This is a genomic window from Streptomyces sp. NPDC002499, from assembly GCF_053595415.1.
This window is the reverse complement of the sequence record NZ_JBSFXO010000006.1, coordinates 139,152-160,371: the sequence shown is the minus strand read 5'-3', so window position 1 is coordinate 160,371 and position 21,220 is coordinate 139,152. Positions and strand designations below refer to the sequence as shown.

At 70.2% G+C, this 21,220-nt stretch carries 16 protein-coding genes; 8 read left to right on the top strand and 8 right to left on the bottom strand.

Translation table 11 applies throughout. The features are described 5' to 3' along the window. The first annotated feature begins 78 nt into the window (after positions 1 to 78). Positions 79 to 303 (top strand): hypothetical protein, encoded by a 225-nt coding sequence (locus ACWD5F_RS17875; protein WP_451255322.1) that lies wholly within the window; start codon positions 79 to 81, stop codon positions 301 to 303. A gap of 123 nt (positions 304 to 426) precedes the next feature. Here the strand turns inward: ACWD5F_RS17875 and ACWD5F_RS17870 are convergent, their stop codons facing one another. From ACWD5F_RS17870 to ACWD5F_RS17850, 5 genes are all read right to left on the bottom strand, one after another. Further along, complete coding sequence (locus tag ACWD5F_RS17870; protein WP_451255320.1) at positions 427 to 1,470, bottom strand: Yip1 family protein; 1,044 nt, start codon at positions 1,468 to 1,470, stop codon at positions 427 to 429. 62 nt (positions 1,471 to 1,532) lie between these two features. Then, complete coding sequence (locus tag ACWD5F_RS17865) at positions 1,533 to 2,966, bottom strand: FG-GAP repeat protein (RefSeq protein ID WP_451255318.1); 1,434 nt, start codon at positions 2,964 to 2,966, stop codon at positions 1,533 to 1,535. Between the two features lie 26 nt (positions 2,967 to 2,992). Continuing rightward, positions 2,993 to 4,426, bottom strand: coding sequence for an FG-GAP-like repeat-containing protein (locus ACWD5F_RS17860; RefSeq protein ID WP_451255316.1), 1,434 nt, complete (start codon positions 4,424 to 4,426; stop codon positions 2,993 to 2,995). A 170-nt stretch (positions 4,427 to 4,596) separates the two neighbouring features. Then, positions 4,597 to 5,868, bottom strand: coding sequence for an FG-GAP repeat domain-containing protein (locus ACWD5F_RS17855; protein WP_451255314.1), 1,272 nt, complete (start codon positions 5,866 to 5,868; stop codon positions 4,597 to 4,599). A gap of 149 nt (positions 5,869 to 6,017) precedes the next feature. After that, the gene (locus tag ACWD5F_RS17850; RefSeq protein WP_451255312.1) at positions 6,018 to 6,545 is read right to left on the bottom strand and encodes a peptidoglycan-binding domain-containing protein; all 528 of its coding nucleotides are present in this window, start codon (positions 6,543 to 6,545) and stop codon (positions 6,018 to 6,020) included. 167 nt (positions 6,546 to 6,712) lie between these two features. Here ACWD5F_RS17850 and ACWD5F_RS17845 point away from each other — a divergent pair, with 167 nt between their 5' ends. Continuing rightward, positions 6,713 to 7,795 carry an ArsR/SmtB family transcription factor gene (locus ACWD5F_RS17845; RefSeq protein WP_451255310.1) on the top strand — a complete coding sequence of 361 codons (1,083 nt, stop codon included), beginning with the start codon at positions 6,713 to 6,715 and terminating at the stop codon, positions 7,793 to 7,795. Between the two features lie 48 nt (positions 7,796 to 7,843). Here the strand turns inward: ACWD5F_RS17845 and ACWD5F_RS17840 are convergent, their stop codons facing one another. Further along, positions 7,844 to 10,126 carry a (Fe-S)-binding protein gene (locus tag ACWD5F_RS17840; protein WP_451255309.1) on the bottom strand — a complete coding sequence of 761 codons (2,283 nt, stop codon included), beginning with the start codon at positions 10,124 to 10,126 and terminating at the stop codon, positions 7,844 to 7,846. A gap of 205 nt (positions 10,127 to 10,331) precedes the next feature. Between ACWD5F_RS17840 and ACWD5F_RS17835 the strand changes: the two genes are divergently transcribed. The 5 genes from ACWD5F_RS17835 to ACWD5F_RS17815 all read left to right on the top strand — a co-directional run bounded on the left by ACWD5F_RS17835 (position 10,332) and on the right by ACWD5F_RS17815 (position 15,622). Then, the gene (locus tag ACWD5F_RS17835; protein WP_451255307.1) at positions 10,332 to 11,351 is read left to right on the top strand and encodes an MraY family glycosyltransferase; all 1,020 of its coding nucleotides are present in this window, start codon (positions 10,332 to 10,334) and stop codon (positions 11,349 to 11,351) included. 94 nt (positions 11,352 to 11,445) lie between these two features. Beyond that, positions 11,446 to 13,293 (top strand): molecular chaperone DnaK, encoded by a 1,848-nt coding sequence (gene dnaK, locus ACWD5F_RS17830; protein ID WP_401719375.1) that lies wholly within the window; start codon positions 11,446 to 11,448, stop codon positions 13,291 to 13,293. Continuing rightward, positions 13,290 to 13,943, top strand: coding sequence for a nucleotide exchange factor GrpE (gene grpE, locus ACWD5F_RS17825; RefSeq protein WP_401719372.1), 654 nt, complete (start codon positions 13,290 to 13,292; stop codon positions 13,941 to 13,943). The genes dnaK and grpE overlap by 4 nt, the downstream gene beginning before the upstream one ends. Before the next feature lie 33 nt (positions 13,944 to 13,976). Then, positions 13,977 to 15,170: a molecular chaperone DnaJ gene (dnaJ, locus tag ACWD5F_RS17820; protein ID WP_401719370.1), complete on the top strand. Its 1,194-nt coding sequence runs from the start codon at positions 13,977 to 13,979 to the stop codon at positions 15,168 to 15,170. Between the two features lie 5 nt (positions 15,171 to 15,175). Continuing rightward, the gene (locus tag ACWD5F_RS17815) at positions 15,176 to 15,622 is read left to right on the top strand and encodes a heat shock protein transcriptional repressor HspR (protein ID WP_123998770.1); all 447 of its coding nucleotides are present in this window, start codon (positions 15,176 to 15,178) and stop codon (positions 15,620 to 15,622) included. An 86-nt stretch (positions 15,623 to 15,708) separates the two neighbouring features. Here the strand turns inward: ACWD5F_RS17815 and ACWD5F_RS17810 are convergent, their stop codons facing one another. Together ACWD5F_RS17810 and ACWD5F_RS17805 are read right to left on the bottom strand one after the other, a co-directional pair. Further along, the gene (locus ACWD5F_RS17810) at positions 15,709 to 17,670 is read right to left on the bottom strand and encodes a PA14 domain-containing protein (RefSeq protein ID WP_451255304.1); all 1,962 of its coding nucleotides are present in this window, start codon (positions 17,668 to 17,670) and stop codon (positions 15,709 to 15,711) included. 16 nt (positions 17,671 to 17,686) lie between these two features. Next, entirely contained in the window at positions 17,687 to 19,720 is a 2,034-nt protein-coding gene (locus ACWD5F_RS17805) for a PA14 domain-containing protein (protein ID WP_451255302.1), read from the bottom strand. 295 nt (positions 19,721 to 20,015) lie between these two features. Between ACWD5F_RS17805 and ACWD5F_RS17800 the strand changes: the two genes are divergently transcribed. Next, positions 20,016 to 21,131 (top strand): sugar ABC transporter substrate-binding protein, encoded by a 1,116-nt coding sequence (locus tag ACWD5F_RS17800; RefSeq protein ID WP_451255300.1) that lies wholly within the window; start codon positions 20,016 to 20,018, stop codon positions 21,129 to 21,131. The last annotated feature ends 89 nt before the right edge of the window (positions 21,132 to 21,220 follow it).

Here is a 21,220-nt window from a genome sequence, read left to right as displayed (position 1 = left end):
TCGAACATTTGATCGAGCTGCGAGGGTCGCATGACGCACCGGAGTGCGGGGCCGTACATCCCGGATGATCCTGAGGACATGTCCGGACAGATTCGGGTGATCGTGCTTCCTCCGTCGCCGACGGGAGGGCGGCGGGTGCGTGTGGACGGCGAGATCCTCGGGTTGGCGCACAACGTGGTGGATCTCGCCGAGTTCCTGCGCCGGGCCGGCCTTGAGATCGATCCGGCGGAGGTCGCGCACGTGTCGTGGATCGACTGGCGTGGGGTGGGGCCCGAGCAGTGGGGGCCGGAGGCAGACAACTGAGGCAGACGCCTGAGGCCGACGCCTGAGGGGTGAGCGGATCAGGCAGCGGATCAGATGCACGAGGGGCTCCCGGTGATCCGATCGATCAGATCACCGGGAGCCCCATCCGCGTACCGCCAAAAATCAGAACGTGCCCAGCTTCACGATCGACAGCAGCGCGATCAGCTGGATCGCCGACGCGCCCAGGGCCTTCGGCCAGGGGAGGTCGTGGGAGCGGCCGACCATCATCGTCAGGAGGACACCCGCGGCCACCCATGTGGCCCAGCCGAGGAGTTGGACGAAGGTGGCGTCGCCGCCCAGGAACATCGCCACGACCAGGCGGGGCGCGTCCGTGAGGGACATGATCAGCATCGAGAGGCCGACCGTGGGCTGCCACGCGCCGTCGCCGCCGAGCTGGCGGGCCAGGGTGTGGGTGACCACGCCCAGGACGAAGGACGACAGCACCATCGCGACGGCCGTGGTCAGGACGATCGGGATGGCGTTCGACAGGGTGGCGTTTATCGCGTCCTTGCGCGCACCGTCGAAGCCGAAGACCGCCAGCAGGCCGTAGAGGAACGTCACGATCAGGGCCGGGCCCCACATCGCGTAGTCGCGCATGCGGAGGAACGTCTGCTGGGGGGCCAGCAAGATGCCCCTCAGCAGGTCCTTCCAGTGCAGGCGCGGGCCGGTCGGGCCCGCCGAGCCCGCGTGGTACGTCCCGCCCTGGTTGTACGCGTCGTCCGGACCGCCCTGGTGGTACGGGGCCTCGCCGACCGAGAACGCCTGGGTGCTGCCCGGGTTGTTGGCTGCGTACGGGTCCGGGTTGCCCTGCGGTGCGTACGCGCCGCCCCCGTCGCCGAAGTACTCCGGCTCGCCCTGGTTGCCGTAACCGCCATGTCCACCCGGCCCGCCGGGGCCACCGTTCGGCTGCGGCCACTGGCCGCCGCCCCCGTTGCCGTACTGCTGCTGCCCGGGGTGGGGCTGCGGCGCGGGCGGGTAGCCGTACGCCGGTCTCTGCGGCGCCTGCTGTCCGTACGGGGGGTTTTGCGGTCGCGTTTGCGGAGCGCCGTTGTTTCTGCCGCCGCGTCCGATCCTGAATCCAGCCACGTTGTCGAACGTACCTGGTTCCGCCGGAACGCGTGTCGGGCCCGGCGCCCCGGAGCCGCCTTTGCTGCGGAGCTGTGACATCCCTTAGGGGGCCCGCGAGGGCCGCCCTAAGGGACGTAGAAGAGAGACGAACAGGTCCCCGGTCAGCCGCCCAGCGTCTTCCCGTACCCCGGGCTGCCCGTCGTCCCCACCCCCGTCGCCGACGGGCCGAAGTTCACCGCGCCCGAGGTCGTCGGGCCGGTGGTCGTGGCGCGCAGGGACCACACCGAGCCGTCGCCCGCGTTCTCGCCCGGCGCCGAGACGGTCAGCTCGCCGCGCTTGTCGCCGGAGTGGTCCGCGAGGGAGACGCGGGCACCGAAACGGTCGGACTTCTCGCTGCTGCCCGGGACGCCGGCCGTGTTCTGGGTGTACGCCTTGGCGCCCGTGGTCTTCAGGCCCGTCGCCGAGCCGTACAGGACCGTCACCGAGCCGCCCCCGGAGTTCTCGCCGGACGCGCCGATCGCGAGGTCGGCGTACCCGTCGCCGTTGATGTCGCCGAGCGAGACGCCGGAGCCGAAGGCGTCACCGGTCTCGGAGGTGTCGGGGACGCCCGCGGTGTTCTGGGTGAGGGTGAGTGCGGCGCGGCTCGTGGTCACGCCGTCCGGACCGCCGTAACGGACGGTGACCTTGCCGCCCTTCGCGCCCGCCGGGTCGGCCGAGGTCTCGCGCTGGTTGCCGACGGCGATGTCGTCGTAGCCGTCGCCGTCGATGTCGCCGACCGCGGAGACGTACCCGCTGGGCAGGGTGACCAGCCAGTCGGTGAAGTTGCCGATGCGGCCGTCCGCCAGCGTGGTGACCGCGTCGTCGGTGCCCTCCACGCGCCCGTGCACCACCAGCCAGTCGTAACCGCTGCCGGCGACATCGCCGGCCGCGAGGTACTCGATCCCGTACGACTCCGAGTACGGGCGGGTGAGATACGAGAAGGAGGCGCCGTTGCCGCCGCCGAACGCGCCCGTCTTGGTGAACGGGCCGGAGACGAAGTTGAGGCCGAAGAGGCCGGTCGAGCCGATCGCGATCTCGGGCATGCCGTCACCGGTGAAGTCACCGGCGGCCAGCGCCTTGCCGTAGCCGTCGTTCTCGCGCTCGTTGTGGTTGACGAGGTTGCGGGCGCCGCTCAGGCCGGACTTGGCGCCCCACACGATCAGCACCGAGCCGTCGTCGGTGTCCCCGTCGACGTCCTCGCCGGGCGCGCCGACCAGCAGGTCCGCGTAGCCGTCGCGGTTCAGGTCGGCGGAGGCGAGCGAGGAGCCGAAGGCGTCACCGGTCTCGGCGGCGCCGGGCACGCCGGCCGTGTTCTGGGTGAGCAGCTTGTACGAGGCCGGCTTGAGCCCGCTCGAACCGCCGTAGACGACGGAGACCGCGCCCGCCCCCTTCTTGCCCCCGACGGTCGCGGCGGGCGCGCCGATCGCGAGATCGGCCTTGCCGTCGCCGTTGAAGTCGTACGGCTTCGCGGGCGTCGCGGCTTGAGCTGCGGGGGCGGTGAGGGCGAGCGGGGTGAGGCCGGCCGCGAGCAGGACGGCCAGCCGGCGGTAGGTCACACGACGGGAGGACACTCGGCGGTACGTCACTGGCCGATCACCCAGCCGAAGGACGCGTCGCCCTTGAGGGAGACGTCACGGGCGCTGAGGAACTTGGCGCCGCTGGTGGTGAGGCCGGAGGCGGAGCCGCGCAGGACGGTGAGCGCGCCGTAGCCGTTCTCGCCGCCGGCGCCGACGACCAGGTCGGCCTTGCCGTTCTTGTCGAGGTCGACCAGGCGGACGGACTGCCCGAAGGCGTCGTAGTCCTCGTCGGCGCCGGGCACACCCGCGGTGTTCTGCGTGTACACCTTGGCGCCCGAGCCCTTGAGGCCGGTGGCCGAGCCGAACAGGACCGTCACCGAACCCGACTCCTCCGCCTTGCCGTTGTCCTCGCCGAAGGCGCCCACCGCGACGTCGGCGTACTTGTCGCCGTTGATGTCTCCGACGCTCAGTGCCGAGCCGAAGAGGTCCGCGGTCTCGCCGGTGCCGGGCACGCCCGCCGAGTCCTGGTGGATCAGCGTCGGCTTCTGCGCCGGGTCGGGGCCGTTCGGACCGCCGTACCAGACGCTGATCTGGCCGCCCTTGTGGCCGGACTTCTTGTCGCTGCGCGGGTCCTCGTGGTCGCCGAGGACGAGGTCGCCGTAGCCGTCGCCGTTGATGTCGCCGACCGCGCCCTGGTCGCCGTCGGCCAGCGGCAGGTCGGTCCGGGCGTAGTTCGAGTCCGGGTGGGAGTCGTAGCCCTCGGGGTCGTAGCCGAAATAGCCGATGACACCCCCGAGGTCGCCGTCGGTCGCGTACGGGTACACGCGCTCGGCCGCGCCGTCGGCGTCCAGGTCGCCCGCGATCACGTTGTACGTCGAGCCGACCTCGCCCACGGGGGTCAGGGCGGCGGGCTTCCCGGCGCGGGTGAACGGGCCCAGGTAGAGGCCGGTGCGGCTCTGGCCGGTGATGGTGACGTCCGTCCTGCCGTCGCGGTTGAAGTCGCCGGTCGCGATGCCGGAGGAGTAGCCGCCCCACTCGGTCAGGCCGCCCGGCGAGGGCAGCACCGAGCCGCCGGTCAGGCCGGACTTGCCGCCCCAGATGACGGTGGCCGTGCCGACGCCGTCGCGGGAGCCGATGCTCTCGTACTGGGCGCCGACGACGAGGTCCGCGTACCCGTCGGCGTTCAGGTCGCCGGCGGCGAGGCTGTTGCCGAAGCGGTCGCCCTGCTCGGCGGCGCCGGGAACGCCGGCCGAGTTCTGGGTGATGACCGTCTTCTTCGCCTTCGAGACGCCGGAGGCGGAGCCGTACAGGACGACGACCGCGCCGGCGTACTGGACGGAGCCGACGTCGGCGCTGTCCGCGCCGATGGCGACATCGCGGTAGCCGTCGCCGTTGAAGTCACCGGCCAGCCCGGAGGGCGCCGCGGTCGCGGTGCCGGGCAGGGCGGTGAGCAGGCCGGTGGTGAGCCCGACGGCCAGCAGAAGGGTGCGCTTGCGCAAGGAGGCGCTCCAGGGAGGAAAGGTGAGGAACTCCGGGGAGGTGCGGGGCCTGCGCGGGTGATGCGCCGGGTCCAGCGATCAAGAGACCGGCGCGGACGGGTAAGGGTTGTACGTGAGTTCGGTTAATTTTCGCCACGAGCCTCACGAGCCTCCGCGGGGACCCATCCGTCTTACGGCGTGAGGAACTCCGACGTCGAGAAGGTGACCGTCGGCCGCCCCGCGACCAACCCGTCCCCCTTCACGCCCGCGTAGACCGCCACCGTGTCCTTCGTCTCGCTCCGATACGTCCGCACCACCATGTCGGCCCGTCCGTCGCCGTCGAAGTCGGCCGCTGTGACGAGGCGGGTGGTGCCGTGGGCGGGCGGCTGGACGATGACCGTGCCGGCCGTGGTCAGGCCGGTCGTACGGCCCTTGAAGACCCGCAACCGCGAGCCGCTGGAGACGAGTTCGCTGAGGCCGTCGCCGTTGAAGTCGGCCGCGTCGAGCACGGAACCGGGGGAGGCGAGGCTGGCGCGGGTGGGGTCCGGCAGGTCGTAGCGCAGGGACGTTTCCCCCATCGCGCCGACCGCCGCGTCCAGCGCCTTGCCCTTGCCGAAGCGGCCGAGCGCCACGTCGATGCCCTCCGGCAGGACCACGCCGGTCTCGGCCGGGCCGTCCGGTCCGCCGAGGACGACTGCGGACGTGCCGGCGCCTTGGGCGGTACGGACCACGAGGTCGTCGTACCCGTCGCGGTTCACGTCGGCGGCCGGACCGGTGGGCACCTCGCCCGGCGAGGGGAGGGGGGCGCCGGTCTTCTCGGGGGCGCCCTTGCGCGTGAACGGGCCCCGCAGATAGGTGAGTCGACCGCCGGACGCGTGCAGGACCAGGTCCTTCGCGCCGTCCCCGTCGAAGTCGCCGCACACCGGCTGGTCGGCCCAGTCGTTGCCGAAGCGGGCGGCGGGCGGGACGACGAGCTGGACGGCGCGGGTGGTCAGGCCGCCGGGGGAGCCGAAGAGGAGTTGGAGCGGGACCGGCGGCTGCCCCTGGCCGTCGTAGGGCGGGTCGGTGGAGACGACGAGGTCGGTGAAGCCGTCGCCGTCCAGGTCGCAGCTCTCCTCCGCGTCGAAGACGGCGGGGAGTTGACCCTTGGTCGGCGCCGCCTGCTTCCTCGGACTGAGCAACTGGCGTGCGCCGGGCGTGAGTCCACGCGCGCCGCCGTAGACGATGCCGATCCCGGGGTCGTCGGCGTGCGCCTGATCCTTCACCAGGTCGTTGAGTACGAGGTCGCGGTGGCCGTCGCCGTTGAAGTCGTCCGGGGTTCTGCTGCCCTTGCCGCGTGGGATCGGGAGCTCGGCGGGCGCGTTGGCGATGGACACGGGGGTGTGGGAGGCGGAACCGCCGGAGTTCGTGCCCGGGCCGCAGGAGGCGAGGAGGAGGGTGCCGCAGAGGGCCGCCGTACACACAACACCTCTATGGGCGCGCACCGTTCACCTCGTCAGCATCTTTGACAACGATCGATCAATGATGCACGTGTTCGAGGTGGAGCGACAGTCCTGGGCCCTTGCCGTGCGCGAGGGGGCGGACAGTCCTCGCGCACGGCGGGTGGCCGGTGCTAGCTGCAGGTCCGGTAGTTGTAGCCCGCGATGCGGCCGGAACCGGTGCCGTCGAGGAAGTGGTAGTAGCCGTCGCTGTCGCGCGTGACGTCGATGATGAACTCGGTGCCGATGTACCGGGCCACGGTGCCGTCGAATCCGTTGGACGAGTTGCGCAGCCAGTTGCCGGCCGCGGTCCAGGTGTTCTGCCCGGCCGAACCGTCGCTGCCGACCTGGAACTTGGTCTGCCACCTCGCGGTCGCGGCCTTGGTGGTGGGCCCGAAGTCACCGTCGATGTCGGCGGCGGCGAGTTCGCCGTCGGCCCACAGGACCTTCTGCCACAGGCAGGTCGCGTTGGACGCGGTGTTGTGGCTGGTGTCCACGATGCCTTCGTTGTCCCAGTCGTCGGTGAAGACCCCGCCACCGTAGACGTAGGCCAGACCGCTGTAGCTGCCGCTCGCGGACGCGGGTGTGGCGCTCAGGGCGAGGACCCCGGCGGTCAGGGCCCCGATGGTGCCGGCGGTCACCTTGGCTCTCTTCGAAAACACGCGAGTTCCTCCTGGTTCGAGCGATCGTTCAGGCAGCCGTTCAGGCGGTCGAACACGGGATTCGGCCATTGCGCCTTCTTGGCCTGGCGGAACCTTGGCAGGGCCTCGTCAACGGCGACACACTCTTGCGCCTGGGCGCAAATGTGGAGTTCCTCGGGGGGAATCACGTGCTCCGTATCCACTTCACCGAGGTCGACCTCGCCCGGGTCCGCGTCGCGGCCGAGCCGGACCCGATGTGGGAAGTGCTCTCGACGCTCCACCGACTCCAGTCGCGCGGCGGCCGGTGGCAGTTCGCCGACTGGCGTCGGACGGTCCGTGCCGACCTGGACGCGGCCGGACTGGCCCGGCCCGTGCGCAAGGCGCTGTTCGCCCTCTATCCCCTCGGGCCCTACCAGCCCGACTTCCTCACCCCGCCCGAGTCCGAGGGCGGGATCACCGCGGCCCTCGACGGCATCCTCCGTATGCCCCGGCGGGACGTGCTCACCGAGTTACGGCAGCTCGACCGGGTCTCGCCCGTGCCGTCCTGGGCGCTGCGGCTGGACCAGGGGGCCGAGCGGCGGGAGTTCACCGAACTGGTCCGCCGGTATCACGAGGTGGCCGTCGCGCCGTTCACGGAGCGGGTGGCCGGCGGGATCGTCGCGCACCGCGGCCTGCTCGCCCGCGCGTTGCTGACCCGCGGTGTCGAGGGGCTGCTGTCGAGCCTGGGGCCCCGGTTCCGCTGGCGCCGGCCGGTCCTCGAAGTGGACTACCGCACGGACCGTGACCTCCATCTGCGCGGCCGCGGGATCAGGATCGTGCCGACGTACTTCTCGTGGGGGACACCGGTCGCCCTGGCCGACGCCGATCTGCCGCCCGTGCTGTCGTACCCGCTCAACCATCCGACGGTTCCCGAGGAGGCGCTCCCCGCGGAACGCGTGCCGCTGGGCGCGCTGCTCGGAGGCACGCGCGCGCGTGTCCTGCGGTGCGTCGCGGACGGTCTGACCACGGGAGAGCTCGCGCAGGTCGTGGGGGTCTCGCTGTCCGCCGCCAGCCGGCACGCCTCGGTGCTCCGCGATGCCGGCCTGACGACCAGCCGGCAGATCGGCCCGGCGGTCCTGCACACGCTGACCCCGCTCGGGGCGGCCCTGCTGCGGCAGGCGCGCGGCGGAGGGGCCGGCGGGTCCGGCGGGAGGCAGGGCGGCGGGCCCGGGAACGGCGATGCCCCCCAGGCCCTGCCCGGGCGTGAGGGGCATCGAACGGAACAGCTGTGACCGGCAGTGCTACCGCACGTACGGCACGGGGTCCGGCTACTCCACCGGCTACTTCACCGGTTCCGGCTCCGGCGCGTCCGCCGTCTCCTCGTCGCCCGCCGGGTCGACCGGCGTCCTGACGGAGTCCAGCAGGAGCTGGGCCACGTCGACGACCTGGATGGACTCCTTGGCGGAACCGTCGTTCTTCTTGCCGTTGACCGAGTCGGTCAGCATGACCAGGCAGAACGGGCAGGCCGTCGACACGATGTCGGGGTTGAGGGAAAGAGCCTCGTCGACGCGCTCGTTGTTGATGCGCTTGCCGATCCGCTCCTCCATCCACATCCGCGCACCACCGGCGCCGCAGCAGAAGCCGCGCTCCTTGTGGCGGTGCATCTCCTCGTTGCGCAGACCCGGGACGCTGGCGATGATCTCGCGCGGGGGCGTGTAGATCTTGTTGTGCCGGCCCAGGTAGCACGGGTCGTGGTAGGTGATGATGCCCTCGACCGGCGTGACCGGGATCAACTTGCCCTCGTCGACCAGGTGTTGCAGCAGCTGGGTGTGGTGGATGACCTCGTAGTCGCCGCCGAGCTGCGGGTACTCGTTGCCGATCGTGTTGAGGCAGTGCGGGCAGGTGGCGACGATCTTCTTCGCGGACCTGGGCTTCGCCGACTCGGCGACCACCTTGCCGTCGTCGTCCAGCTCCTCGCCGAACGCCATGTTCAGCGCCATGACGTTCTCCATGCCGAGCTCCTGGAACAGGGGCTCGTTGCCGAGCCGCCGTGCCGAGTCGCCCGTGCACTTCTCGTCGCCGCCCATGATCGCGAACTTCACGCCCGCGATGTGCAGGAGCTCCGCGAAGGCCTTCGTCGTCTTCTTGGCGCGGTCCTCCAGGGCGCCGGCGCAGCCGACCCAGTAGAGGTACTCGACCTCGGTGAGGTCCTCGATGTCCTGGCCGACGACCGGCACCTCGAAGTCGACCTCCTTCGTCCACTCCAGGCGCTGCTTCTTGGCGAGCCCCCAGGGGTTGCCCTTCTTCTCCAGGTTCTTGAGCATCGTCCCGGCCTCGGAGGGGAACGCGCTCTCGATCATCACCTGGTAGCGGCGCATGTCGACGATGTGGTCGACGTGCTCGATGTCGACCGGGCACTGCTCGACACAGGCCCCGCAGGTGGTGCAGGACCACAGGACGTCCGGGTCGATGACGCCGTTCTCCTCGGCGGTGCCGATGAGGGGACGCTCGGCCTCCGCCAGAGCCGCGGCCGGCACACCCGCCAGCTGCTCCTCGGACGCCTTCTCCTCGCCCTCCATGGACTTGCCGCCACCCGCGAGCAGGTAGGGCGCCTTGGCGTGCGCGTGGTCGCGCAGGGACATGATCAGGAGCTTCGGGGAGAGCGGCTTGCCCGTGTTCCAGGCGGGGCACTGCGACTGGCAGCGGCCGCACTCGGTGCACGTGGAGAAGTCCAGCAGGCCCTTCCAGGAGAACTGCTCGACCTGCGACACACCGAAGACGTCGTCGTCACCCGGGTCGGTGAAGTCGATCGGCTCGCCGCCGGAGGTCATCGGGAGCAGGGCGCCCAGCGAGGTGCCGCCGTCCGCGTTCCGCTTGAACCAGATGTTCGGGAAGGCCAGGAACCGGTGCCAGGCGACGCCCATGTCGGTCTTCAGGGCGACCGTGATCATCCAGATGAAGGAGGTCGCGATCTTCACGCCGGCGAAGAGGTAGGTGAGGTTCTGGAGCGTGGAGACGTCCAGGTGCTCGAGCGCCGAGATCACCGGGTACGAGATGAAGAAGGACGCCTCGTACGCGTCGACGTGGTGCTGGGCGCCCTCAAGGGCGTGCAGCATGAAGATGCAGACGCCGACGATGAGGATGACGGCCTCGACGAAGTACGCCTGGCCGAAGTTGGAGCCGGCGAAGCGCGACTTGCGGCCCGGCTTGTTCGGCTTGCTGAGCTGGCGGATCACGATCAGCGCGAGGATGCCGAGCACCGTCATCGTGCCGATGAACTCGACGAAGACGTTGTACGGCGCCCATTCGCCGATGACCGGCAGCAGCCAGTCGGCCCGGAAGAGCTGGCCGACGGCGTTGACGATCGTCAGCAGCAGCGAGAAGAAGCCCACCGCCACGAACCAGTGCGCGACACCGACGACGCCCCAGCGGTTCATCCGGGTGTGGCCGAGGAACTCCTTGGCCACGGTGACGGTGCGCTGCACCGGCTCGTCGGTGCGGGTGCCCGCGGGCACGTTCTGGCCGAGCCGCATGAAGGTGTAGATCTGCAGGACGGCGCGGGCGAACAGCGCCACACCGACCACGATCAGAACCAGCGACACGATGATCGCGGCGAGTTGCATTCAGGGCTCCTCGGGCCTGCGAGGGGGTCTCCGAGCGGGATCGGAGCACATTACTAAGCGGTAACTTATGGAGTCCGTCTGAGACTACCCCCATCTTCCATCGCACTGTAGCCAGCCGTGCAGTGATCTGAATCGCTGAGGGTTGCCTTAAGATCCGAACGTGTTATTCGTACCAAATTGGTACATTCGCGCCTACTTTAGATCCGTGCTCTACGGGATCGTCGCCGCCACCACCGCCCTGCTCCTCGCCGCCGTCCTCACCGCGCTGCTGCGGGTGCCCGCCCTGCGCCTGGGGATCCTCGACCGGCGGCGGCAGCGTCCGGTGCCGCTGTCCGGCGGGACGGCGCTCGCGATCACCACCTGCCTGGTGGCCGCCGCCGGGGACTGGACGGGCGCGGCCCCCCTCGGCGCCGGTGTCGGCCGACTGCTCGTCGCGGGCGCCGCCGTCGCCGCGCTCGGGCTCGTCGCCGACGTACGGCGGGTCAAGGCGCGCGTGCTGGTCGCCGGTACGGCGGTGGCGGCGGCCTGTGTGGTGCCGTACGCGGAGACCGGGGTGGCCGGCGGGGCGCTGGCGGTGGGGTGGATCGTGTTCGTCGCCGTCGGTTTCCGGGCGCTGGATCATGCCGACGCGGTCGCGGGGACCGTCGGGGTCGTCACCGCCTTCGGGGTGGGCGCCTGTGTGGCGGCCGAGGTGATGGACGGGCTCGCGGTGCTGCTGAGCGTGCTGGCCGCCGCGCTGACCGGGTTCCTGATGCACAACTGGCATCCCGCGCGCGTGGCGCTCGGTGCGAGCGGGTCGCTGTTCACCGGGTTCGTGCTCGCCGCCGCGGCCGTGATCGCCCGCACCGGGCACGGGTTCGCGTCCAGTGCGGGGGTGCTGTTCGCGCTCACCGCCGTGGCGAGCGCCGACGTCGTCCTCGTACTGATGTCGCGGCGATTTGCCGGACGGCCGTTGCTGCGCGGCGGGCCCGACCATCTCGCGCACCGGCTGCGGCGGCTCGGACTGACCGCGCAGGGGGCCGCCGTGCTGCTCGGGCTCGGGGCGTTCTCCTCGGTGCTCGTCGGAGTGCTCGTGCACCTGGGATGGGTCGCGGAGTCCGGGGTGTTGTGGGTGGTGGCGGTGGCGCTGGTGGTCGTGTTCGCGCTGCTGCGGGTCTCTGTGTACGGTGCCAGACGGCCCGCGTCCGCGCAGGTCGGGGCCCGGTTGCGTGTAAGGAACGGATAAGAGTTGAGCCCCGGTGACTCAGGTCTGTTGACCGAGCGGCCGCCTTCATGCACACTTGAGCCTGTTCCACTCAAGTCAGCTGGAGGAAACCACCATGGCACGTGCGGTCGGCATCGACCTGGGCACGACTAACTCCGTCGTCAGCGTTCTGGAGGGCGGCGAGCCCACCGTCATCACCAACGCCGAGGGTGCCAGGACCACGCCGTCCGTCGTCGCCTTCGCGAAGAACGGCGAGGTGCTGGTCGGCGAGGTCGCCAAGCGTCAGGCGGTCACGAACGTCGACAGGACCATCCGCTCCGTGAAGCGCCACATGGGCACGGACTGGAAGATCGAGCTCGACGGGAAGCAGTTCAACCCGCAGCAGATGAGCGCCTTCATCCTGCAGAAGCTCAAGCGTGACGCCGAGTCCTACCTGGGCGAGAAGGTGACCGACGCGGTCATCACCGTCCCGGCGTACTTCAACGACTCCGAGCGTCAGGCGACCAAGGAGGCCGGCGAGATCGCGGGCCTGAACGTCCTGCGCATCGTCAACGAGCCCACCGCGGCGGCGCTGGCGTACGGCCTCGACAAGGACGACCAGACGATCCTCGTCTTCGACCTCGGTGGCGGCACCTTCGACGTGTCCCTCCTGGAGATCGGCGACGGCGTCGTCGAGGTGAAGGCCACCAACGGCGACAACCACCTCGGTGGTGACGACTGGGACCAGCGCGTCGTCGACTACCTGGTGAAGCAGTTCGCGTCCGGCCACGGTGTGGACCTGGGCAAGGACAAGATGGCCCTGCAGCGTCTCCGTGAGGCTGCCGAGAAGGCCAAGATCGAGCTGTCCAGCTCCACCGAGACCTCGATCAACCTGCCCTACATCACGGCGTCCGCCGAGGGCCCGCTGCACCTGGACGAGAAGCTCACCCGCGCCCAGTTCCAGCAGCTGACGGCCGACCTGCTGGAGCGCTGCAAGACGCCGTTCCACAACGTCATCAAGGACGCCGGCATCTCCATCAACGAGATCGACCACGTCGTCCTCGTCGGTGGCTCCACCCGTATGCCCGCCGTCGCCGAGATCGTCCGCGAGCTCACCGGCGGCAAGGACGCCAACAAGGGCGTCAACCCGGACGAGGTCGTCGCCATCGGCGCCGCCCTCCAGGCCGGTGTCCTCAAGGGTGAGGTCAAGGACGTCCTGCTCCTCGACGTGACCCCGCTGTCCCTCGGCATCGAGACCAAGGGAGGGATCATGACGAAGCTCATCGAGCGCAACACCACGATCCCGACCAAGCGTTCCGAGATCTTCACGACGGCCGAGGACAACCAGCCGTCCGTCCAGATCCAGGTCTACCAGGGCGAGCGCGAGATCGCGGCGTACAACAAGAAGCTCGGGATGTTCGAGCTCACCGGTCTGCCGCCGGCCCCGCGTGGCGTCCCGCAGATCGAGGTCGCCTTCGACATCGACGCCAACGGCATCATGCACGTGACCGCGAAGGACCTGGGCACGGGCAAGGAGCAGAAGATGACCGTCACCGGCGGCTCCTCGCTGCCGAAGGACGAGGTCGACCGGATGCGCCAGGAGGCCGAGAAGTACGCGGAGGAGGACCACGCCCGCCGCGAGTCCGCCGAGACCCGCAACCAGGGCGAGCAGCTCGTCTACCAGACCGAGAAGTTCCTCAAGGACAACGAGGACAAGGTCCCGGGCGACATCAAGACCGAGGTCGAGGCCTCCGTCGAGGAGCTGAAGGCCGCGCTCAAGGGCGAGGACACCGCCGAGATCCGCACCTCCACCGAGAAGGTCGCGGCCGTCTCGCAGAAGCTGGGCCAGGCCATGTACGCCGACGCCCAGGGTGCCCAGGCCGCCGGCGGCGCCTCCGCCGACGGCGGTGACGCCCCGAAGGCCGACGACGACGTCGTGGACGCGGAGATCGTGGACGACGAGCGCAAGGACGGTGCCGCGTGACGGAGGAGACCCCGGGCTTCGACGAGAAGCCCGACGTCCCCTCCGGCGCCACCCCCGAAGACGCCGAGCCGAAGGCCGCCTCCTCCACCACGGGGGAGGGGGCGGCCCCGGCCGGGGACGCAAGTCTGCAGATCGCCGGTCTGACGGCCCAGCTGGACCAGGTGCGCAAGGCGCTCGAGGAGCGCACCGCGGACCTCCAGCGGCTGCAGGCCGAATTCCAGAACTACCGCCGCCGCGTGGAGCGGGACCGGATCACGGTCAAGGAGATCGCCGTGGCGAACCTCCTGACCGAACTCCTGCCCGTGCTCGACGACATCGGCCGCGCGCGGGAACACGGCGAGTTCGTCGGCGGTTTCAAGTCCGTCGGGGAGTCGCTGGAGACCGTCGCGGCGAAGATGGGACTTCAGCAGTTCGGCAAGGAGGGCGAGCCCTTCGACCCGACCATCCACGAGGCCCTGATGCACTCGTACGCGCCGGACGTCACCGAGACGACCTGCGTGGCGATCCTGCAGCCCGGGTATCGCTTCGGCGAGCGCACCATCCGCCCCGCGCGGGTGGCCGTCGCCGAACCCCAGCCCGGGGCGCAGCCCGTCAAGGCCGAGGACGTCGAGGCCGATGACGAGAAGGACAACGGCCCTGAGGAGGGCTGACGTAGACACCGTACGAAAGGAGGGACGTCGAGGATGAGCACCAAGGACTTCATCGAGAAGGACTACTACAAGGTCCTCGGCGTCCCCAAGGACGCCACCGAGGCCGAGATCAAGAAGGCGTACCGGAAGCTCGCCCGCGAGTTCCACCCGGACGCCAACAAGGGCAACGCCAAGGCGGAGGAGCGCTTCAAGGAGATCTCCGAGGCGAACGACGTCCTCGGCGACCCCAAGAAGCGCAAGGAGTACGACGAAGCCCGCGCCCTCTTCGGCAACGGCGGCTACCGCCCGGGGCCGGGCGGCGCGGGCGGCGGCAACTTCAACTTCGACCTGGGCGACCTCTTCGGAGGCGGCGCCCAGGGCGGCGGCGGTGGCGGCCAGGGCGCCGGCGGTTTCGGCGGCGGCCTCGGCGACGTCTTCGGGGGCCTGTTCAACCGCGGCGGCGCGGGCACGACCCGTACCCAGCCGCGGCGCGGCCAGGACATCGACACCGAGGTCAGCCTCAGCTTCACCGAGGCGATCGAGGGGGCGACGGTCCCGCTGCGGATGTCCTCGCAGTCCCCCTGCAAGGCCTGTTCGGGCACCGGCGACGCGAACGGCAACCCCCGGGTGTGCCCGACCTGCGTCGGCACCGGCCAGGTGGCCCGGGGTTCGGGCGGCGGCTTCTCGCTCACCGACCCCTGCCCCGACTGCAAGGGCCGCGGCCTGATCGCCGAGACCCCCTGCGAGGTCTGCAAGGGCAGCGGCCGGGCCAAGTCCTCCAGGACCATGCAGGTCCGCATCCCCGCCGGGGTGGCGGACAGCCAGCGGATCCGGCTGCGCGGCAAGGGCGCACCGGGCGAGCGCGGTGGTCCGGCCGGCGACCTGTACGTCACCGTGCACGTCGACGCCCACCCGGTCTTCGGCCGCAGGGACGACAACCTCACGGTGACCGTGCCGGTGACGTTCTCCGAGGCGGCACTCGGCGGCGAGGTCAGGGTCCCCACCCTGGGCGGACCGCCGGTCACCCTGAAACTGCCGCCCGGCACGCCCAACGGCCGCACCATGCGCGCCCGCGGCAAGGGCGCGGTCCGCAAGGACGGCACCCGCGGGGACCTGCTGGTCACCGTCGAGGTGAGTGTTCCGAAGGACGTGACGGGGAAGGCTCGTGACGCACTGGAGGCGTACCGAGAGGCGACCGCGGGCGAGGACCCGCGGGCGGAGCTGTTCCAGGCCGCGAAGGGAGCTTGAGAGTGATGGACGGCCGTCGACGTAACCCTTATGAACTGACCGAGGAAACCCCGGTCTACGTCATCTCGGTGGCGGCCCAGCTCTCCGGCCTGCACCCGCAGACGCTGCGCCAGTACGACCGCCTCGGCCTGGTCTCCCCGGACCGCACGGCCGGGCGCGGTCGCCGCTACTCGGCCCGTGACATCGAACTGCTGCGCACCGTCCAGCAGTTGTCGCAGAACGAGGGCATCAACCTGGCCGGCATCAAGCGCATCATCGAGCTGGAGAACCAGGTCATCGCGCTCCAGCAGCGCGTCGCCGAGCTCCAGTCGGCGGTCGACGGCGCGGCGGCGGCGATGCAGCAGCGCGAGGCCGCGGTGCACGCCTCGTACCGACGCGACCTGGTGCCGTACCAGGAGGTGCAGCAGACCAGCGCGTTGGTGGTGTGGCGGCCGAAGCGGCAGCCCGAGTAGTCACCATCTGGCAGGAGAGGGGCCCGGAGATTTCTCCGGGCCCCTCTCGCATGCCGGCCCTGCTCGGGCACGTGCTCAGATCGCGGCTACGGCTCCAGGATCGCCCAGTCCGCCCCGGGTGCCGACTCCGTGCCGTCGGCGTACAGCGCGCTCACCCAGTAGTGGTGGGTGGTGCCGCGGGCGGCGGTGGTGTCGGCGTAGGAGCGGTCCGTGGTGGTCGCGAGCTTGTCGTACGCCTCGGTGGCCGGGTTCCAGCGGTAGACCTGGTAGCCCGTCGCCGAGTCGACCGTGTTCCACTCCAGGTCGACGCCCGAGTCGGACGCGGCCGCCGTCAGGCTGACCGGTGAGTCCTCCGGGGTCGCCACCGACGGGGTCAGGTCCAGCTCGTCGACGGTGACGGCGTACACGGGACCCGACGACCACCGGGTGGAGTTGCCCGCGGTGTCGACCGCGGCCACGAAGTAGCAGCGGTGGTCGCCGTCGGGCAGGGTCACGTCCGTGTAGCGCGAGGTGGACGGGGACAGCCACGCCCACTCCGACATGGAGCAGACCTGGTCCTCGCCCTCCTCGCCGAGGACCGTGCCCCGGTAGACCGCGTACCGGGCCAGGTCGGGCTCGGTGTTGTCGGCCCAGTCCAGCTCGATGCCGTACTCCGTGGCCGTCGCGGTCAGTCCGGTCACCGGGGCCGGCGCCTTGTCCGAGGCGAGCGGGGTGACGGTGACCGTCGCGGAGGGGAGGGAGACGGCGTGCGCCTGGTCCTCCGTCGTCACCGCGTAGTGGTACGTGGTGTCTTCCTCCGCCGCGTAGTCGCCGCAGCTGTACCGCCGTGACCCGTCGGCGCGTTCGCTGTACGTCGTGGTGCACGTCACCGGTGTGCCGGACGTGTTCACCGGCAGGGTCGTCGAGCGGTACACGTGGAAGGCGAGGACGCGTCCGTCCTCCGGCTTCGCCGTCCAGGACAGCAGCGCGGCGCCGATGTCCGCCGTCGCCGTGAGGTCGCGCGGCGCGGCGGGCGGCCGGTGCGCGCTCACGGTGTCGGTGTACGGGGAGAGATGACCGGAGCCGTCGACCGCGGCGACCTTGTAGGAGTACGTGGTGACGCGGTCGAGCGTGTCGTCGCCGAGGTGGTTCGAGTTGACGTCGGTGACCTTGTCGGCGCCGCCCGGATTGGTGCGCACCACCCGGTACTTGACCGCGCCCGGCACCGCCCGCCAGGACAGTTCGGCGGCGGTGTCCGTGACCGAGGAGGCGAGTCCGAAAGGCGCGGTCAGCGTGATGCTGGTGACCGACTGGTCGGCGGTACCGGCCGATTCGTTGCCCGCCTTGTCGTACGCGCGCACCTCGTAGTAGTAGCCGGCGCCCGTCGCGGGCGGGGTGTCCGTGTACGAGGTGCCGGTCGTGCCGGTCAGCCGCGTCCAGCTGGTGCTGTCCCGCAGCCGCCGGTAGACCCGGTAGCCCGCGAGGTCCATCTCGACGTTCTTGCCCCAGCTCAGCTTCGCCTTGTTGCTCGCGGTGTCGTACGACACCAGCGGGTCCTTCGGCGTGAGCGGCTTGACCTTGTCGACGGTGGCCGAAGTGCGGGGCGTGTACGTGAACTTGACCTTGGCGGCGCCGGTCCAGTTGACGTAGTCGATCCGCAGAGTGTGCTTGCCCTTCGGCACGGTCACGTTGGCAGTCTTGCCCACGGCCGTGGAGGTGTTCTTCCACAGGTCGATCTTGCGGACGCCGTCGACGTACACCCGGATCCCGTCGAGCCCGGAGGCGACGAGGGCGAAGGGCCCACCGGAGCCGAAGTCGCGGGTCACGCTCCAGCGCGCGGCGAAGTTGTCCTTCGGGAGGCCGGAGGCGGGGGCGCCGGTCCAGTTCTCGTCGATCGCGCTGTCGCAGGCGGTCTTCTTCGGGGTGCCCTTGAAGGTGGTGTTCGCGAACAACTGCCGCTTGTAGCCGGGGGAGTCGCAGGTCGTGGCGGCGGAGGCGGCCGGGGCGACGGCGGTGAGCAGGCCGCCCGCGGTCGCGACGACGACGGCGGAGGCGAGCGCGGAACGCATGGTCGGGTTCCTCATGTCACACCCCGCTCGGCAGGGTCACGGTGTAGTCGACGTTCGTGAAGGTCTCCGTGCCGTCGGCCGCGACGACCGAGGCGACGAAGTGGTGGGTGGTGCCCCTCGACGCGGTCCTGTCCGTGTAGTAGCTGGTGGTCGTCGCCAGGGGAACGTCGTTCAGGCGGACGTAGGTGCCCGACTCGCGGTCCCACCGGTACACGTTGATCCCGAGGGCGTCGGCGGCGACGCCCTCGCAGTCGAGGTCCAGCACGGAGTCGCCCGCGGTGTTGTCGAAGGCGTAGAGGTCGCAGACCGAGGTGTCCGCGGGGACGGTCGTCGGCCGCAGGTCCTGCTCGGTGACGGTGACCGCGGAGACGGGGCGGTCCCAGTAGGCGCCCGTGAATTCGGCGTAGTTGCCGTAGATGTCGGCCGGGACGACGACGTAGGTCTTCTCCTCGCCGTCCGCGGCCTCCGGGCCGACGACGAACTCCGAGGTGCCGGCGGGTACTTCGCCCAGGAAGTCCGGCGTGCAGCACGACCGGTACGCGTAGACCTCGTAGTGGGCCAGGTCCGTCGCCGGGCTGTCGTCCCAGTCCAACCGGACGCCGTACTCGAGTGGTTCGGCGGTCAGGTGGGTCACGGGCGGCGGCGGGATCTCGTCGCCGGGGCGGGTGACGGTCATGTCGGCGGAGCCGGTGGACCAGCGGCCCGCCGTGTTCTTCCGGATCATCGTGTAGTGGTAGGTGGCGCCCTGGTCACCGTCGTAGTCGACACAGGTGCGGACCTTGTTGCCGGCCGCGTCCGTGGTGACCTTGCGGCTGCGGCAGTCGGTGAGGTTCGCGTAGGTGGTCGCCACCGGGGACGTGGTCGAGCGGTAGACCTCGTAGTCGGCGGTGTCGCCGCCCGGCGCCTCGGTCCAGGTGAACACCGCGCCGTAACTCGGCACGGTCGCCGTCACGTTCTGCGGCGGGAGGATGGACCGGGTGGAGCGCAGGACGTTGGAGTCCCGCCCGTTCTTCGCCGCGTCCAGCGCCGTGACCTTGTAGTCGTAGGCGTGGCCGTAGCTCGCGCCGGTGTCGGCGTAGCCGGTGCCGGTCGTCTCGGCGATCCGGGTGTACGCGTCCTCGTCGTCCTCGTCGTCCTTGCGGTAGACCCGGTAGAGCACGGCGTCGGCGGAGGCCGTCCAGGAGAGGTTGTTGGAGGCTTCCACGGCGGTGGCGGTGAGCACGGGAGCGGCGGGGGCGGTCCGGTCCAGCGTGGTGATCGGCTGGTCGGCGGTGCCGGTCGACTCGTTGCCCGCCCTGTCGTAGGCGCGGGCCTCGTAGTAGTACGACTGTCCGGTGGGCGGCGGGGAGTCACCGGCCGTGCGCTTGGCGGCCGCGGTCGTCACCACCAGGGTCCAGGTGCTGGAGCCCTTGGGCCGGCGGTAGACGCGGTAGCCGGCGAGGTCCATCTCCTTGTTGGCGGACCAGGCGAGTTCGGTGTACGCCGACTCCCCGTCGGGCATGTAGTCCGCCCAGAAGCCCGTCGGGGCCAGTGGCTTCACCTTGTCGACCGTCGCCGAAGTCCTGGGCGTGTAGCCGACCTTGACCTTCGCGGCGCCGGTCCAGTTCACGTAGTCGATCCGCAGGGTGTGCCTGCCCTTGGGGATCGTCACGTTGACGGTCTTGGTGCGCGAACCCGTGGTGTTGGACCACAGGTTGATCTTGCGGCTGTCGTCCAGGTAGACGCGGATGCCGTCGGTCGCGGTGGCGGTGAGCGCGAAGGGGCCGCCCGAACCGAAGTCGCGGGTCACGGTCCAGCGCGCGGCGAAGTTGTCCTTGGGGAGGCCGGCGGCGGGGGCGCCGGTCCAGCTTTCGTCGATCGCGCTGTCGCAGGCGGTCTTCTTGGGGGTGCCCTTGAAGGTGGTGTTCGCGAACAACTGCCGTTTGTAGACCGGCGAGGCGCAGGTCGTCGCGGCGGAGGCGGGGGCGGCGGACACGGTGAGCGCGGTGGCCGCCGTGGTCAGCGCGACGGCAGCCGCGGCTGCGGCGGTCGTGCGTCTGGCTGGGTTCATTCGGTCCTCTGGGCGAAAGCGGAACGGAGGTTTGGGCCTTCGTGATCACGACTCGCGAGGAATCGGCTTGGTTGTACGGATCTTTGCCCCCTGTTTGTGGAGTTCCGGATGGAGGGCTTGCGGAGTACGTCGGGAGGTGGTTGCACGAGTGCTTCACATGCACAACAGAGAGTGGTGTTGCGCACTCGTTAAGTGGTTCCGCTTGACGGCCGGGGTCGCGCACGCGTTGGCTTTTCAGTCACCTGGGTCGCACAGCTGCGGCCGTGTTCGGAAGGCACCAGAAGTGAGCTCCCCAATGCGTCCCACGCGTCGAATAGCCATCGCCGTTGCAGCGTCGTCCATGACCTTCTCGCTGGCCGCCTGCGGTGTGCTGAACGCGTCGTCGGACGGCAGCTCGGCCAGCCCGACCAAGGGCAACGACGTGACGATCGGCCTGCTCCTGCCGGAGACGGCCAACACCCGTTACGAGGACTTCGACTACCCGATCATCAAGGAGAAGGTCGCCAGCCTCACGAACAAGCAGGGCAAGGTCGACTACGCCAACGCCGACCAGGACGCGGACAAGCAGGCCACGCAGATGCAGCAGATGATCGACAAGAAGGTCGACATCATCCTGCTGGACGCGGTCGACTCGCACGCCATCGCCGGTGAGGTGAAGAAGGCCAAGGACGCCGGCATCCCGGTCATCGCCTACGACCGGCTCGCCGAGGGTCCCATCGACGCGTACATCTCCTTCGACAACGAGCTGGTCGGCGAGGTCCAGGGCCGTTCCCTGCTGGACGCGTTGGGGTCGGAGGTCAGCACCGCCGACAAGATCGTCATGATGAACGGTTCGCCCACGGACCCGAACGCCAAGCAGTTCAAGGCGGGCGCGCTGTCCGAGCTCAACGGCAAGGTGACGATCTCCAAGTCCTACGACACCAAGGACTGGAAGCCGGAGAACGCGCAGGCCAACATGGCCGCCGCGATCCAGGAGATCGGCAAGGGCAACATCGCCGCGATCTACTCCGCCAACGACGGTATGGCGGGCGGCATCGTCAAGGCGCTCGACGCGGCCGGCGTGACCAACCCGCCGCCGATCACCGGTCAGGACGCCGAACTCGCCGCCGTGCAGCGGATCGTGGCCGGCGAGCAGTACATGAGCGTCTACAAGTCCTACCCGCAGGAGGCCGAGGCCGCCGCGCAGATGGCCGTGGCCAAGGTGCAGGGCCACGACATCCAGTTCGACGCCCTCACCCAGGACAGCGTCGACAGCCCCACGAACAAGGAGATCCCGGCCCAGCTCGTCACGGTGACCGCCCTGACGAAGAAGAACATCAAGTCGACGGTCATCGCGGACGGCATCTACAAGACCTCCGACATCTGCACGTCGAAGTACAGCGCGGACTGCGAGGCGATCGGCCTCAAGTAGGCCGTCGAGCAGGCCTTCTGACAGGTCTTCGAGCAGGCGCGGTGGGGCGGGGCGGCGAGCAGTGTGCCGCCCCGCCCTCGCGCGCCCGC